General features: G+C 35.8%; 15 protein-coding genes and 4 tRNA genes. 7 read left to right on the top strand and 12 right to left on the bottom strand.

What is annotated here, in order from left to right; all coding sequences use genetic code 11:
- Nucleotides 1–2: 2 nt before the first annotated feature.
- From Q4493_RS13475 to sodB, 9 genes are all read right to left on the bottom strand, one after another.
- Nucleotides 3–74 (bottom strand) — tRNA-Gln (locus tag Q4493_RS13475).
- Between the two features lie 62 nt (nucleotides 75–136).
- Nucleotides 137–211: transfer RNA gene (locus tag Q4493_RS13480), tRNA-Gln, on the bottom strand.
- A 53-nt stretch (nucleotides 212–264) separates the two neighbouring features.
- Nucleotides 265–349 (bottom strand) — tRNA-Leu (locus Q4493_RS13485).
- Between the two features lie 24 nt (nucleotides 350–373).
- Nucleotides 374–450, bottom strand: a tRNA-Met gene (locus Q4493_RS13490).
- Between the two features lie 183 nt (nucleotides 451–633).
- Nucleotides 634–972 carry a DUF3718 domain-containing protein gene (locus tag Q4493_RS13495; RefSeq protein ID WP_303453574.1) on the bottom strand — a complete coding sequence of 113 codons (339 nt, stop codon included), beginning with the start codon at nucleotides 970–972 and terminating at the stop codon, nucleotides 634–636.
- A gap of 285 nt (nucleotides 973–1,257) precedes the next feature.
- Nucleotides 1,258–2,781 (bottom strand): SpoVR family protein, encoded by a 1,524-nt coding sequence (locus tag Q4493_RS13500; RefSeq protein WP_303453577.1) that lies wholly within the window; start codon nucleotides 2,779–2,781, stop codon nucleotides 1,258–1,260.
- A 62-nt stretch (nucleotides 2,782–2,843) separates the two neighbouring features.
- Nucleotides 2,844–4,121 (bottom strand): YeaH/YhbH family protein, encoded by a 1,278-nt coding sequence (locus Q4493_RS13505; protein ID WP_303453579.1) that lies wholly within the window; start codon nucleotides 4,119–4,121, stop codon nucleotides 2,844–2,846.
- A 36-nt stretch (nucleotides 4,122–4,157) separates the two neighbouring features.
- The gene (locus Q4493_RS13510; protein WP_303453582.1) at nucleotides 4,158–6,092 is read right to left on the bottom strand and encodes a PrkA family serine protein kinase; all 1,935 of its coding nucleotides are present in this window, start codon (nucleotides 6,090–6,092) and stop codon (nucleotides 4,158–4,160) included.
- A 366-nt stretch (nucleotides 6,093–6,458) separates the two neighbouring features.
- A complete protein-coding gene (gene sodB / locus Q4493_RS13515) occupies nucleotides 6,459–7,040 on the bottom strand; it encodes a superoxide dismutase [Fe] (RefSeq protein ID WP_303453585.1) in 582 nt (193 codons plus the stop codon).
- A gap of 265 nt (nucleotides 7,041–7,305) precedes the next feature.
- Between sodB and Q4493_RS13520 the strand changes: the two genes are divergently transcribed.
- Together Q4493_RS13520 and Q4493_RS13525 are read left to right on the top strand one after the other, a co-directional pair.
- Nucleotides 7,306–7,635, top strand: coding sequence for a Grx4 family monothiol glutaredoxin (locus Q4493_RS13520; protein ID WP_303453856.1), 330 nt, complete (start codon nucleotides 7,306–7,308; stop codon nucleotides 7,633–7,635).
- 102 nt (nucleotides 7,636–7,737) lie between these two features.
- On the top strand, nucleotides 7,738–8,343 hold the full coding sequence (locus Q4493_RS13525) for a peroxiredoxin (RefSeq protein WP_303453587.1): 606 nt from the start codon (nucleotides 7,738–7,740) through the stop codon (nucleotides 8,341–8,343).
- Nucleotides 8,344–8,371: 28 nt separating this feature from the next.
- Here the strand turns inward: Q4493_RS13525 and Q4493_RS13530 are convergent, their stop codons facing one another.
- A complete protein-coding gene (locus tag Q4493_RS13530) occupies nucleotides 8,372–8,839 on the bottom strand; it encodes a hypothetical protein (RefSeq protein WP_303453590.1) in 468 nt (155 codons plus the stop codon).
- A gap of 149 nt (nucleotides 8,840–8,988) precedes the next feature.
- Here Q4493_RS13530 and Q4493_RS13535 point away from each other — a divergent pair, with 149 nt between their 5' ends.
- The 3 genes from Q4493_RS13535 (at nucleotide 8,989) to Q4493_RS13545 (ending at nucleotide 11,521) form a co-directional block, all read left to right on the top strand.
- Nucleotides 8,989–10,341: a DEAD/DEAH box helicase gene (locus Q4493_RS13535; RefSeq protein ID WP_303453593.1), complete on the top strand. Its 1,353-nt coding sequence runs from the start codon at nucleotides 8,989–8,991 to the stop codon at nucleotides 10,339–10,341.
- 31 nt (nucleotides 10,342–10,372) lie between these two features.
- Nucleotides 10,373–11,125: an ABC transporter substrate-binding protein gene (locus Q4493_RS13540; protein WP_303453596.1), complete on the top strand. Its 753-nt coding sequence runs from the start codon at nucleotides 10,373–10,375 to the stop codon at nucleotides 11,123–11,125.
- A gap of 102 nt (nucleotides 11,126–11,227) precedes the next feature.
- Nucleotides 11,228–11,521 (top strand): hypothetical protein, encoded by a 294-nt coding sequence (locus Q4493_RS13545; protein ID WP_303453598.1) that lies wholly within the window; start codon nucleotides 11,228–11,230, stop codon nucleotides 11,519–11,521.
- Nucleotides 11,522–11,619: 98 nt separating this feature from the next.
- Here Q4493_RS13545 and Q4493_RS13550 read toward each other — a convergent pair whose 3' ends face one another.
- Both Q4493_RS13550 and Q4493_RS13555 read right to left on the bottom strand, forming a co-directional pair.
- Nucleotides 11,620–12,459 (bottom strand): 23S rRNA (adenine(2030)-N(6))-methyltransferase RlmJ, encoded by an 840-nt coding sequence (locus tag Q4493_RS13550; RefSeq protein WP_303453601.1) that lies wholly within the window; start codon nucleotides 12,457–12,459, stop codon nucleotides 11,620–11,622.
- Nucleotides 12,460–12,532: 73 nt separating this feature from the next.
- Nucleotides 12,533–14,140: an ABC-F family ATPase gene (locus Q4493_RS13555; protein ID WP_303453603.1), complete on the bottom strand. Its 1,608-nt coding sequence runs from the start codon at nucleotides 14,138–14,140 to the stop codon at nucleotides 12,533–12,535.
- A 326-nt stretch (nucleotides 14,141–14,466) separates the two neighbouring features.
- Between Q4493_RS13555 and glnK the strand changes: the two genes are divergently transcribed.
- A complete protein-coding gene (glnK, locus tag Q4493_RS13560) occupies nucleotides 14,467–14,805 on the top strand; it encodes a P-II family nitrogen regulator (RefSeq protein WP_303453606.1) in 339 nt (112 codons plus the stop codon).
- 33 nt (nucleotides 14,806–14,838) lie between these two features.
- A complete protein-coding gene (locus tag Q4493_RS13565; protein ID WP_303453609.1) occupies nucleotides 14,839–16,131 on the top strand; it encodes an ammonium transporter in 1,293 nt (430 codons plus the stop codon).
- Nucleotides 16,132–16,170: the final 39 nt, after the last annotated feature.

Consider the following 16,170-nt stretch of genomic DNA (forward strand, 5'->3'; position numbering starts at 1 on the left):
GGCAGGGGTAAGAGGATTTGAACCTCTGAATGACGGGATCAAAACCCGCTGCCTTACCGCTTGGCTATACCCCTGCAGAAAACTCATTGTCGTTACAAAATTAACTTTCGGATATTACTTGAGAATAAAAAGAAAGTGGCAGGGGTAAGAGGATTTGAACCTCTGAATGACGGGATCAAAACCCGCTGCCTTACCGCTTGGCTATACCCCTGCAATGTAACTTACTTTCTAACACAGTTTCGAGAAGAAATGTGTTATTTGAAATGGTACGGGGTGAGAGACTTGAACTCTCACATCTTGCGATACTGGAACCTAAATCCAGCGCGTCTACCAATTCCGCCAACCCCGCATTATTTCTATCACTAAGAGTTAATGGTGGCTACACCGGGATTTGAACCTGGGACCCCATCATTATGAGTGATGTGCTCTAACCAGCTGAGCTATGTAGCCTTTCCAACCTGCCTCTCAGCAAGTGGCGCGTATTATGCAAATCTGTTTCGGCTTCGTCAACCGTTTTTTTACAAAAAAAGAAGACTTTTTGATTGTTTGGCTAAACTCTCAACAAAACGCTGCTAATATGCACATTTTTCTTAGTTTTTGATGCAAATTTGATAGAAATAAATAAATTTAACTTTATCTTTCTTTAGCTTCTTCCGCTAAATGAGCTGAATATTTTGCAATTTCAGGTATTTCAGCTGCAACAACTTTCGCTGGCAATTTACCAATCATAAATTCACCTACCTCTAAAGCTTGTGATTTTGCGGCAAATGCAAGTAAGGTACTACCATTGCACATTAAGCCATTGTAGATCTTTCTAATTTTTAATTTATTTGCTTTTAAAAATGAGCGTAAGCGGTTTTTATCATTGGCCTGTACATATTCACATACACGCAATGAAAGATCTGCTTTAGCAGGGGCTGAAATTAATAAGCTTGTAGCTAATACACTAGCGAGTAAAATTATTTTAGTCATTTTTAGTCCTATAATTTAACAGTAATTTTTTAATACCCTTATTATGATAGTTTATTTTCTTATATATACAGAGAAATAATTTAAATAAAGATGAATTAGCGTTACTTTATTTGTTTTTGTTTAATTTTAAGTTAACTAACTGTTAATTAGGCTAAAAGTTAAACGTTATTTGGGGATCTTTTTTCGAGTTGGTTAGCAAAAGTGAGTAAAGTTTTAGGTTTGTCAGCCGCTAGCTTTAAACATGTCAAAAAATACAAAAAAGTAATTTTAATACGGCGATTAAAACTAGTGATTTTTTTCTTTTGGTGGACACTGTGCAATAACTTCTTCTTCACCTAGCTGATTTTCTTGCGTTAATTTAACGTCAAATTGCCATAGATAATATAAATGCTTTAACACTTCATCTTTTGAATCGGCAAGCGGTACCTGTTGATGAGGGGTATACTTTAACGTCAGTGAACGATCGCCGCTGATATTAGCTTTGGTGATTTGAATATTCGTTTCGATGTTACTTAAGTTGTATTGCTCAGATAATGCGGCTCTGATTTTTTGATAGCCTTGCTCGTTGTGTATAGCAGCAACTTCAATAAAGTTTTCTTTATCATCATCATGAATATGAAAAAATTTAAAATCACGCATTAATTTGGGTGATAAAAATTGGCTAATAAAGCTTTCATCTTTGAAGTTCTCCATAGCGAAATGTAAAGTGTCTAACCAATCACTTCCTGCAATTTCAGGAAACCATTGTTTATCTTCTTCCGTTGGTTGTTGGCAAATTCGTTTAATATCCATAAACATATTAAATCCTAAAGCATAAGGGTTAATACCTGAGTAATAAGGACTGTTATAGTCAGGCTGTGCGACTACATTGGTATGGTTATGAAGAAACTCCAACATAAATTTTTCACTTACCATGCCTTCATCAAATAAAGTATTTAAAATGGTGTAATGCCAAAAACAAGCCCAGCCTTCATTCATCACTTGCGTTTGTTTTTGCGGATAAAAATATTGTGAAACTTTACGCACTATACGAACAACTTCTCGTTGCCAAGGTTTTAATAAAGGTGCGTTTTTTTCAATGAAATACAATAAATTTTCTTGTGGCTCACTCGGAAAGTTAATTTTTTTATCTTCGGTTTTATTCGCGTCTTCCGGGATAGTGCGCCATAAGGTGTTTACTTGAGATTGCAAATATTCTTCTCGTGATTTTTGTCGTTTAAGCTCTTGCTCTAATGAAATTTTTTGCGGACGTTTATAACGGTCAACACCGTGGTTCATTAATGCGTGGCAGGCATCTAAACAAGCTTCAACCTCATCAATGCCATATTTGTGTTCGCATTCGGCAATATAATTTTTAGCAAAAACTAAATAATCAATTATAGAGCTAGCATCTGTCCACGAGTTAAATAAATAATTTCCTTTAAAAAAAGAGTTATGACCATAGCAAGCATGTGCCATAACAAGTGCTTGCATGGTGATAGAGTTTTCTTCCATTAAATAGGAAATACAGGGATCAGAATTAATGACTATTTCATAGGCTAATCCCATTTGGCCCCGTTTATATGTTTGTTCAGTTTGGATAAACTTTTTGCCAAAGGTCCAATGATTATAACCAATTGGCATGCCAACACTTGCATAAGCATCCATCATTTGTTCAGCAGTGATCACTTCGATTTGATTAGTATAAGTATCTAAACGAAAGCTTGCTGCGACTCGAGCAATTTCATCCTTATATTGCTGTAGTAATTCAAACGTCCAATCAGGCCCATCAGATAACATATTTTTCTTGCCTATGCTTTTTTTTACCATGTTTATATTCCTTTACCGCTGTAAATATTTGTACAAATAATAACTGCACAAACGGTATATAATTAAGCTACTTGAGGGGTGCTTTTCTTAAATAACTCTCTAAAAACAGGATAAATATCTTCCACCGTTTTTATGTGTTGCATAGCAAAATGACTGTATTGATCTTGCACCGTTAAATATTGTTGCCACAAAGTTTGATGAGTACGCTGAGTAATTTCGATATAAGCAAAATATCGTGATAGAGGCAGAATTTTGTTACTCATTAATTGACGACATTGAGGAGAGTCATCGGCCCAATTATCACCATCAGACGCTTGAGCACCATATATATTCCACTCTTTTGGGTTATATCTTTTATTGATAATGTCAATCATCAGCTCTAAAGCGCTAGAAGCTATAGTGCCGCCAGTTTCTTGTGAATAAAAAAACTCTTGTTCATCTACTTCTTTTGCTTGGGTATGATGACGAATATAAACCACTTCAATGGTTTGATACGTACGAGTTAAAAATAAATAAAGTAATACATAAAATCGTTTCGCGATATCTTTAGTCGCTTGGTCCATAGAACCTGAAACATCCATTAAACAAAACATTACTGCTTTTGAAGTGGGAACTGCTACTTTGGCATAATTTCTAAAACGTAAATCAAAAGTATCTATAAAAGGAACCTTGGCAATTCTTTCTTTGAGTTTGTTAATCTCAATCGTTAATTCGGTAATTTCTTTAACGTGCTCGTGCTTGTCTTGTTGTAATGCGAATAACTCTTCTTCAAGCGCCTTTAACGTTTTACGTTTGGACGATGTCATAGCAACTCGTCTTGCTATTGAGCCTTGTAAAGATTTCACTATATCAATATTTGAAGGTACGCCTTCAGCACAATAGCCAGCACGCACCGTTTTATAGTCGATTAACTTATCTAGTTGATTTTGTTCGAGGTTAGGAAGCGCTAAGTCTTCAAAAAGTATATTGAGATATTCATCTTTTGAAATTGAAAAGACAAAATCATCTTCTCCTTCACCTGAATTACTTGCCTCACCTTGACCTGCACCTTGTCCCGATTGTTGAGGCGGTCGTTGTATTTGATCGCCGGTGTTATATTGATCGTTACCTGGATGCACTCTGTCTTTTATGCCGCCTTGACCTTGATGAAAAGTAGGCTCACTAAGATCTTTTTTGGTAATGGTGATGCTTTCACCGCTATCAATATCAGTGACACCCCGTTTATTAACCGCTTGTTCAACGGATTTTTTAATTTGCGATTTATAGCGTCGAATAAATCGTTGTCGATTAACGGTACTTTTATTCTTACTATTGAGTCTTCGATCGATAAAATTTGCCATAATGGCTACCTCACAAATGCCTGTTTAGCGCTTACCTTAAGAAGATTTTCTCACGCGTAAATACCATTCAGATAACAATCGGACTTGTTTTTTTGTATAACCTTTGCTCATCATACGTTCGACAAAGTCATCATGTTTTTGCTGATCATCATTAGAGGTTTTCGTGTTAAAAGAGATAACCGGGAGTAAGTCTTCGGTATTCGAAAACATTTTTTTCTCTATCACAGTGCGTAGTTTTTCATAACTTGTCCACACAGGATTAGTACCGTTATTATTAGCTTTAGCCCTGAGGACAAAATTGACGATTTCATTTCTAAAATCTTTTGGATTACTAATGCCAGCCGGCTTTTCTATTTTCTCTAGTTCGTTATTTAAGGCTTCACGATCAAATAATTGTCCTGTTTCAGCGTCGCGATATTCTTGATCTTGAATCCAAAAGTCGGCATAAGTGACGTAACGATCAAAAATGTTTTGTCCATATTCAGAATAAGACTCAAGATAAGCGGTTTGAATTTCTTTGCCAATAAAATCAATATATTGAGGAGATAGATAGCCTTTGATAAATTCTAAATATCGATCGGCCACTTCTTTTGGTAATTGTTCACGTTCAATTTGCTGTTCAAGTACATAAAATAAATGAACCGGGTTTGCTGCTACTTCCATATGGTCAAAATTAAAGACACGAGATAGTATTTTAAAAGCAAAGCGGGTTGATAAGCCTGACATGCCTTCATCGACACCAGCGTAATCTGTATATTCTTGGTAAGACTTCGCTTTGGGATCTGTATCTTTTAAACTCTCGCCGTCATAAACACGCATTTTAGAATAAATACTAGAGTTTTCAGGATCTTTTAATCGCGATAATACAGAAAATTGCGCTAAGGTTTCTAAGGTGTCAGGTGCACATTGTGCTTGGGCGAGCTCGCTGTTTTGGAGAAGTTTTTGATAAATTTTAACTTCTTCAGATACGCGCATGCAATAAGGTACTTTTACGATATAAACGCGATCTAAAAAGGCTTCATTATTTTTATTATTTCTAAAAGTTTGCCATTCCGATTCATTTGAATGCGCGAGTAAAATACCTGCAAAAGGTAATGCAGATAAACCTTCGGTAGGATTGTAATTACCTTCTTGTGTAGCGGTTAGTAGCGGATGCAACACTTTGATAGGGGCTTTGAACATTTCAACAAATTCCATCAAGCCTTGGTTTGCTCGACATAGAGCTCCAGAGTAACTGTAGGCGTCAGGATCATTTTGCGCATAATGCTCTAATTGTCGAATATCTACTTTACCGACAAGTGCTGAAATATCTTGGTTATTGTCATCGCCGGGCTCAGTTTTAGCGATAGCAATTTGATCAAGTATAGAAGGGTAGATTTTAACTACTTCAAATTTACTAATATCGCCTTGAAATTCATGTAAACGTTTTGCCACCCAAGGAGACATAATAGTATTTAAATAACGCTCTGGAATGTTGTAATCATCTAGTAAAATTTTGCCATCAGAATGTTTATCAAATAAACAAAAAGGGTGGTCATTTACTGGGCTTCTTTCACCGTTTGCACTCAGTACGTAAATAGGCTCTTGTTGCATTAAGGCTTTTAATTTTTCGGCGAGCGAAGATTTGCCGCCACCAACAGGACCTAATAAATAGAGTATTTGTTTTTGTTCTTCTAAACCTTGTGAGGCGTGCGTTAAATAAGAAACAATTTGTTCAATGGCATCTTCCATACCATAAAACTCTTTAAAAGCAGGGTAGCGAGCGATAACTCTATTGGAAAAAATCCTACTAAGTCGTGGCTCTGATGAAGTATCTATCATTTCAGGTTCGCCGATTGCACTTAATAATCGCTCGGCGGCACTAGCATAGGCAGATTTGTCTTTTTGACAAAGCGAGAGAAAATCTTGTACTGAACAAGTTTCTTCTTTTGATTCATCGTAACGAGATTGATAGTGTTTAAAAATACTCATAACTGCCCCCAAAAAATTGATAAACATATCAAAGCTGAGCTATTGACAGAAAAGAGAGTAAATACAAATAACGGGTATTTGCTCGCTCAGCTTTATTAATATAAAGACCGACAATTCACTTTATACCAAACGGAGCAATTAATTGGTCCAATTGATATTCACTATATTAAGTTTAGTCTCTATTTTTTGAAGGTGTGAGAAAACTACGAAAAAATTTGTAAATGAATACACTGACTAACATTAGGTAAGCCACTAAAACAATAGATATTATAATTGCGGAAATAGAGATGACTTAATAGAATTTTAGCCATAAAAAAACCAGAGATAACCTCTGGTTTTTAATACATTTTATATTGAAATGTTATTTTATGCGAAGTTTGCTGAAGCAAAATCCCAGTTAGCTAAAGCCCAAAAAGCATTCATATAGCTAGGGCGTAAATTACGGTAATCAATGTAATAAGCATGTTCCCATAAATCTACAGTGATAATTGGCGTAACGCCTTCATCTGTTAATGGTGTTGCTGCGTTTGAAGTGTTAACTATTGCTAAGCTACCGTCAGCATTTTTCACTAACCAAGTCCAGCTTGAACCAAAGTTATTGATAGCACTGTCAGTGAATTTAGCTTTAAATTCTTCGAAAGAGCCAAAGCTAGCGTTAATTGCATCGGCTAATGCGCCAGTTGGCTCACCACCACCGTTAGGGCTTAAGCTGTTCCAATAAAAAGTATGGTTCCAAATTTGAGCCGCATTGTTAAAAATGCCTGCTGAAGATGTTTTTACGATATCTTCTAATGATTTTCCATCAAATTCAGTACCTTCGATTAAACCGTTAAGTTTAACTACGTAAGTATTGTGATGCTTGCCGTAGTGGTACTCTAACGTTTCTGCTGAAATGTGTGGTGCTAATGCATCTTGTGCATAAGGTAACGCTGGTAATTCGATAGCCATTATATTCTCCAGGAATTAATTAGAAAGATTTATTTTACCCAAAAATAAAGAAGTTGTTTGCTTTTGGTAAAAACCGAGTAAAATACTCAGGTATTAAAAACTATGCATATTTTACCCAAATAAATTGGTTTTGCCAGCGTATTTATCAAGGTAAATAGTTTTAACTTAGAACATTTTAATTATTAGTATTTATTGGGTTGAATAATAAAGGTTCCGCCACCATTATTTAATGCAATAAGTATTACACGTGAAATTGAAGGTTGATATGGACACTATTGAAAAAATTAAAGAACAAATTGCAGAAAACAATATTTTACTTTATATGAAAGGTTCACCAAAATTACCAAGCTGTGGATTCTCTTCTCAAGCTTCTCAAGCATTAATGGCTTGCGGTGAAAAATTTGCATTTGTGGATATTTTACAAAATCCTGATATTCGTAGTGAATTACCTAAATATGCCGATTGGCCAACTTTTCCACAATTATGGGTTGATGGTGAATTAGTCGGTGGCTGCGATATTATTATGGAAATGTATCAACAAGGTGAATTACAAACGCTAATTAAAGAAGCAGCAGCGAAACAAGTTTCAGAATAAGTATTTTTTATTTAAAAAGCATTGAAAAAAACGTTTATGTCTCAATACTTAGTGGAGACGTAAACGTTTAATAAATTTTATAGACAAATCATGGAGAAAAAAATGAGTGTATTAGTTGGTCGTCCAGCTCCGGACTTTACAGCAGCAGCTGTGTTAGGTAGCGGTGAAATCGTAGATAGCTTTACTTTATCTGAAGCAATTAAAGGTAAAAAAGCCGTAGTGTTTTTCTATCCTTTAGATTTTACATTTGTTTGCCCTTCAGAATTATTAGCATTTGATCACCGTTTTGAAGAATTCAAAAGCCGTGGTGTTGAAGTTATTGGTGTTTCTATTGATTCTCAATTTTCACACAATGCATGGAGAAACACTCCAGTAAACGAAGGCGGTATTGGTCCAGTTCAATACACTTTAGTTGCTGATGTTAAGCATGACATTTGTCAAGCATATGATGTTGAGCATCCAGAAGCAGGTGTTGCTTTCCGTGGTTCTTTCTTAATTGATGAAGAAGGCAATGTTCGTCATCAAGTAGTGAACGATTTACCTTTAGGCCGTAATGTTGATGAAATGATTCGTATGGTTGACGCGTTACAATTCCACCAAGAACACGGTGAAGTTTGTCCAGCTGGTTGGAACAAAGGCGACAAAGGTATGACAGCTTCTCCTGAAGGTGTTGCATCTTACTTAACAGATAACGCTGATAATTTATAAGCGATATGGTTAACGAGAAAAAGCCGCATTAGCGGCTTTTTTTATGCTGTTCAATAAACGTCTGACAATCCCCTTGATAAACATTATCGATTAAATATCTTATTTTCCATTGTTCATTTTGTTTGATTAATTGAAAACTATTTACGCCACAATGACTTAGTTTACCATCTACATAAAAAGCAAAAGGTGCCCATACTGATGCTAAATTGCCACTTTCTTGAACTTTTATATTAAATAGCTTTTCATCTAGATGCTTTTTAGACCCTTCAATAAATTCGGCAAACTTCATTAAATCAGATTTTTTTATTTCATCATGTGTTGTTGCTCTTTCAAGGATTGCTTCTTGAGTAAATTGTTTAAGAAATTTTTTACTATCATGTTCGCGCATTGCATCAAACATAGTGTTTATTGGTGATAAAACTTGTGTCTTTTCGTTTGCAATACTTGTGAATGATTGCAACACAAATAACAGCAAAATAATTTTTTTAATATACATGTGGATATTCCATTTATTAGTTCATACCTTTTTATATAAATTTACAGAAAAGGTAAATGAACAATTGAAGTTATTCGTTACAGCTTATTCGTTACAGGTTATAATAGGCAAGGTATAAATATTTTATAAATAACAAGTAGGAGTAGGCTTTGTCATTTAGCGATTTTGGGTTAGATAAACGATTGATGTCGACTATCGAACATTTAGGCTTTAACGAGCCAACAGATATTCAACAACAAGCAATACCAGTAGCTATGACCGGCCAAGATCTTATCGCATCGTCAAAAACTGGTTCAGGTAAAACTTTAGCTTTTATATTACCAGCGCTTCAGCGTTTAATGAAAAATAGAGCCTTGAGTAAAAGAGATCCTCGGGTGGTTATTCTTACGCCAACCAGAGAGTTAGCCAAACAAGTTTTTACGCAATTACGTTTATTCACTGCTGGTACACAATTTAAGGCTGTGTTGATTCTTGGGGGTGAGAATTTTAACGATCAAGTGAAAACTTTAGAAAAAGATCCTCACTTTTTAGTGGCCACTCCGGGACGACTTGCTGATCATCTAACCAAAGGGCATTTTTATTTAAATGGTTTAGAGTTACTGATTTTAGATGAAGCTGATCGCATGCTTGATTTAGGCTTTTCCAAAGAACTTAAATTGATTAATAAAGCGGCCGATCACCGAAAACGTCAAACCTTATTGTTTTCAGCAACCTTAGATCATGCTCAAATTAATGATTTCGCACTTGAGTTATTAACGAAACCTAAAAGAATTGCCATAGGTGCCGCACATACTGAACATAAAGACATCAGCAAACGTTTTTATTTTTCAGATAATCTCGATCATAAAGAATTACTACTTGAGCACTTTTTATCAGCTGAAAAATATCAGCAACTTATAATCTTCACAGCAACTCGCGCTGATACCGAAAGGTTATCGGTGAAATTATCTTCACAAGGGTTAAGTACCGTTGCTTTAAGTGGTGATTTAAATCAAAGCCAACGAAATCAAATTATGGATGGTTTTGCCAAAGGCCAACAAAAGATTTTAATCACTACTGACTTAGCGTCACGTGGTTTAGATTTAGTGAACGTTTCACATGTGATAAATTTTGATTTACCAAAACATACGGAAGAATTTGTTCATCGCATTGGTCGAACAGGTAGAGCAGGGAATAAAGGTGAGTCAATTTCGTTTGTTGGACCAAAAGATTGGTTGAGTTTTAAAAACATAGAGTTGTTCTTACAACAAAATTTCACATTCGACTTTGTTGAAGGATTAAAAGCTAAATTTAAAGGGATAAAACCTAAAAAGCCGAAAGCGAGAGCAATAGACAATACGAAGAAGAAATCAGAAGGTTCAAAAAATAAAAAAACGAAAGTAAATAAAACACAGAAAAAAACATTCTTTGCTCAAGATGTTGGCAATATGCCAGTGATGAAAAAGAAGAAAGCCAAACTTGCTAATGAATTAGAAACTGGTAGTACCCCCGAAGTTGAATAGTATATTTGTAAAAATTAGTAGCCTACTTTTATTGGCTTTATTATCTATCAAGGCTTTTAGTCAGGCGTCTGAAACAATATACGTAGAACCTTTTGATGATGAAATTATCATTAATATTGTTGCCCCTGAATTGAAGCCGCTTATTTATAATAATGTCGATAAAAAAGCAGAAGGTTTACTCATTGATACATTGAATGAAGTTAGCGCACAAACTTCATTGAAATTTAATGTGACTATCATGCCTTGGGGCCGAGCAATGCTCGAAGTGAAAAGTGGCAATGCTGATGCAATTATGCCGGCACTTTATACCGAGGAGCGCGCCAAATATTTAGTATATCCTCAACAACAGTTAATTAACTTTTACGGCTCTGTGTTCATAAAAAATAGTCATGATAAATTTGAATTTACTAGCTTTGAAGAAATGAAAAACAAAAAAACTGTCGCAAAAGTACGGGCTGTTTTGTTAGGTGTGCAATTTGATGAAGCAAAAAATAAAGGATTGATCGAGATCGCAGAAGTTACTCGATTAGACGATGCTTTAAACATGTTATTGCTTAAGCGTGTTGATTTGGTTGGTACTGATGGTTTTGCGGCGTATACATCAATCCAAGAGATGGGGATAGAAGATAAGATTGCTGTTATGTCTATTTCAACACTCGAAGAGCCGTCTTTTATTGCATTTTCACAATCGTTTTCAAATAAGCACGATGTCAATAAAATCATGTTAATGATTAATCAGTTTAATAACCCAAATCGCTATAAAGAAATATTACCTAGCCAATGATCTATTTGATGTAATTTATTACTAAAATAATAAGGTAAAACTTCAATTATCAACTATTATTTATTTAAGTGGAGTTTGTATTACCGTTTAAAGGGATTTTATATGGCAAGGGAGTTCAAAATCATACCGAAAGATTGGTATCAAAAAAGAACATTAACAGGTAAAAAAATTGAGCCTGTGCATGTGGCAATACCTGATTATCAACAAGTACATAACCATATCTGTAATATGATTGTCAGTTATAGTGATGATTCATTAAAAACACTAATCGCTAGGGTTTTATATAATGATCTCAATGAAAAGTGGACTGTTGATGGGATGGAAGTCGCGGTTACTGTTATCGAACATCGTCAGGAAAATATAATAGATTTCTTTGATTCGCAGAAAACGGGTTAAGCTAATTTTCATTTAACTTCAATAATGTAAATAATTAATAATGGAAAACTCAAATACCTTAGTATTTGAGTTTTTTTATTAACTTTTGTTATTGATAACTATTCTCCAACAAGCTGTTTTAATAAGAAATGGCTTTGTGTGTTGCCAAGTTTTTCTTTAACAAAAGGTAAGATCTCAGATAATTGTTTATTTAATTGCCAAGGAGGATTGACAATAAATAACCCTGTACCTGTCATACCGTACTCATCGGTATCTTCTAGCTGACAGTATTCAACTTGTAAAACATTTTTAATACTACTTTGACTAAACTGATTTTGCATTGCAACGACTAATTCTCGTTTAACAACCGGGTACCATAATATATATGTGCCGGTGGCAAACTTTTTGTAGGCGTTAATAATCGTTTTTACCGCTTTTGAATAATCTTCTTTTAACTCATAAGGCGGGTCAATTAATACTACGCCTCGCCTACTTGGTGGGGGTACTAAACCTAATACACCTTGATAACCATCCGATTGATTGACATGTGATTTATGCCAACGTTGGCAATATTCAGATAATAATTGGATGTCATTAGGGTGTAGTTCAAATAAGTGAGCGCTGTCTTGACGGCGGTCAAAATATTTTGCAATGGCAGGAGAGCCCGGATAGTAATCTAGCTCACCATCTTCATTAAAAGACTTTATTAAATTGACGTAGTCAATTAACGCTTCAGGTATATCAGCTTGATTAATAAGTTTCGCAATACCGTCTTTAAATTCACCCGTTTTTTGCGCATATTCATCGGCTAGCGAATACATGCCCGCACCAGAATGACTATCAATGTAATAAAAGCCTTTTTCTTTTCTCGTCATATATTCAAGCACTAAAGTCAGTACAGAATGTTTTAAGACGTCGGCAAAATTTCCCGCGTGAAAGGCATGACGATAACTAAGCAAAAGTAATCCTTATTTAATAGGAGCAATGAGTAAGCCGAACCATTGGTGTATCGCTTACTCGTTAATTTATTTGTTATTCTTGACTGGCTAAATACTCATCGTAAGTTCCTGCAAAGTCTGTATATCCATCTTCTTTTAACTCGATTACTCGAGTTGCAATACTTGATACAAACTCGCGGTCATGACTAACAAAAATAATGGTTCCTTCAAACTTTTCCATTGCCATATTTAACGACTCAATCGATTCCATGTCCATGTGATTAGTTGGCTCATCCATAATTAGAATATTTGGACGTTGCATCATGATTTTACCAAAAAGCATTCGACCTTGCTCACCACCTGATAATACTTTAACTGACTTCTTAATATCGTCTGCAGAAAAAAGTAAACGTCCTAAATAACCACGTACGGCTTGTTCATCATCGGTAGGTTGACGCCACTGACTCATCCATTCAAATAGGGTCATGTCGTTTTCAAATTCATGAGCGTGATCTTGAGCATAATAACCAATATTAACATTTTCCGACCAGGTGAATTCCCCTGAGGTTGGTTGGTAATCCACTTCGTTCATTAACGTACGTAAAAAGGTGGTTTTACCTATACCATTTTCACCAATAACGGCCACACGTTCGCCGACTTCAATCATTAAATCAATATTTTTAAGAACATGATTTTCTTCATCGCTACCCACGTTAAATGTTTTGTTCATTTGTTCGATGACTAACGCATTTCGGAATAATTTCTTCTCTTGATCAAAGCGGATAAACGGATTAACTCGACTTGATGCTTTAACTTCTGCTAATTGAATTTTATCAATTTGTTTGGCGCGTGAAGTTGCTTGCTTTGCTTTGGAAGCATTCGCGGAGAATCGTGCAACGAAAGCTTGTAATTCACCAATTTGTGCTTTTTTCTTGGCATTATCTGCTAATAATTGTGCACGAGCTTGCGTGGCTGCAAGCATGTATTCATCATAATTACCCGGAAATACACGAAGCTCACCATAATCTAAATCAGCCATATGAGTACAAACGCTATTTAAGAAGTGTCGATCATGCGAAATAATTATCATGGTTGAATCACGTTCATTGAGCGTTTCTTCAAGCCACTGAATCGTGTGAATATCCAAGTTGTTGGTCGGTTCGTCAAGTAACAAAATATCGGGATCAGAAAATAGCGCCTGAGCAAGAAGGACACGTAATTTCCAACCTGGGGCAACTTCACTCATCAAGCCAAAATGCTGTTCAACAGGAATACCAACGCCCATTAATAGCTCACCTGCACGACTTTCGGCACTATAACCGTCCATTTCGGCATATTCAGATTCTAAATCTCCAGCGCGCATACCATCTTCTTCACTCATTTCAGGTAATGCATAAATACGATCGCGTTCTTCCTTAACAGCCCAAAGTTCGCTATGACCCATAATCACGGTATCAACAACTGTGTATTCTTCAAAACCAAATTGGTCTTGACGAAGTTTACCGATACGTTCGTTAGGATCTAAACTGACGTTGCCGCTAGTTTGTTCAAGATCATTGCCTAAAATTTTCATGAAAGTTGATTTGCCACAACCATTCGCACCAATTAAACCGTAGCGGTTACCACCGCCAAATTTTTGAGAGATATTTTCAAATAAAGGTTTCGCACCGAATTGTTGTGTAATGTTATTTGCACTTAACATGAAAAGTTTACCTAGTAGATCTGCCTGAAGAGTTATTGCGCGCGATTATACAGAGCGAGCGTTATGAAGTCATTAAGCTATTAACAATTTTAAATTATTAATGTCTTATTTATTTATCACCACAATTGAGCATAGAAATAATTTTCTGCACCACCAAGGCATGCTTGTTGGTTTTTGTGCACTGAAATGGTGCGGTGTTTTGGTGCTTTTTTAATGACTTTTGTAGTAAATATATGAATTTATTGGGATTATAAAATGGGCTTAAATTGTGCATGTTGTCGGGTCGTTTAAATGGTAACAATAAAGTACGCACTAAAGGTGAACAAATGAAATTAATAACGACGATAATCAAACCTTTTAAATTAGATGATGTAAGAGAAGCTTTAAGTGACATTGGTATTGATGGTATGACGATATCAGAAGTAAAAGGCTTCGGACGTCAAAAAGGCCATACAGAGCTGTACCGAGGAGCAGAATACAGCATTGATTTTCTCCCAAAAGTTAAAATTGAGATTAGCATTCAAGATGAGTTAGTAGAACGTACTATTGAAGCTATCGTCGCATCTGCACGCACTGGAAAAATTGGTGACGGCAAAGTGTTTGTCACTAATGTTGAACAAGCCGTTCGAATTCGTACCGGTGAAACGGATGAAGAAGCTCTTTAATTAGCAAAAAACAAAATATAACTGGAAAACTTTATGATCAAATTTATTTTATTGTCATTTTTTTCATTGTTGTCTTTTACAAGTTCAGCAAGTGAAAATGGCTTGAATGGCGCCAATACAGCCTGGATATTAACGTCAACAGCCTTAGTCTTATTAATGACTTTGCCAGGCTTAGCTTTATTTTATGGCGGTTTAGTACGTCGTAAAAACATACTTTCAATCTTAATGCAATGTTTTGCTATTGCGGGTATTTCATCCGTTTTATGGTTAGTCGTTGGCTATAGCTTAGCCTTTGGTGAAGGTAATGCGTGGATTGGCGATTTTAGTAAAGTGTTAATGATGGGGGTTGATAAAAACACTCTAAGTGGTGATATTCCCGAAAGTCTGTTTATGTTATTTCAAATGACTTTTGCGGTGATCACACCGGCGCTAATTATTGGTGCATTTGCTGAACGTATGAAATTTTCAGCGGTATTAATTTTTTCTGCATTATGGTTACTGACTGTTTATGCTCCTATTACTCATTGGGTATGGGGCGGTGGTTGGTTAGCTCAAATGGGCTTATATGACTTTGCCGGTGGAACTGTTGTTCATATCACAGCAGGTGTTGCCGCTTTAGTTGCTGCGGTTGTTTTAGGACCTAGAATGGGGTTTCCAAAAACACCTATGATGCCACATAATTTAACCATGACAGTAACGGGTGCAGGGCTGTTATGGGTCGGTTGGTTTGGCTTTAATGGTGGAAGTGCATTAGCAGCGACAGGTGATGCTTCTATGGCAATGCTAGTTACGCATATTTCAGCGTCTATGGGGGCTTTAACTTGGGCTGCGATTGAATGGAAAAAATTTGGTAAAGCCAGTGTTTTAGGTGCGGTAACTGGTATGGTAGCCGGTCTAGGTACAATCACACCAGCCTCTGGATTTGTTGGCCCTGGCGGAGCGTTAATCATTGGTTTATTAGCCGGTTTTGTTTGTTTTTACGCAACCGTTTATATTAAACAAAAACTAAAAATAGATGACTCACTCGATGTTTTTCCGGTTCATGGCGTTGGCGGAATTTTAGGGACGTTTTTAGCAGGAATTTTTTCTTCAGCTGAGTTAGGCGCTTTTAGTGGCTATGGTTTTGCTGAAGGTATCACTTCGATGACAGAACAAGTTACTGTTCAAATGATAGGTATAATTGCTACCATTGCTTATACCGCCATTGTTTCTTATCTGTTATTTAAATTAGTCGCGTTAATGACTAATGGTTTAAGAGTATCGGAAGAACAAGAAACAACCGGTTTAGACTTAAATGAACATGATGAGTCGGGCTATAACTTATAAAGCTATTAAATAAAAAATACTTGAGTTGAAAACAAAAAG

Origin of the sequence: Colwellia sp. 1_MG-2023 (genome assembly GCF_030546755.1) — a bacterium.
GTDB lineage: Bacteria > Pseudomonadota > Gammaproteobacteria > Enterobacterales > Alteromonadaceae > Thalassotalea_H.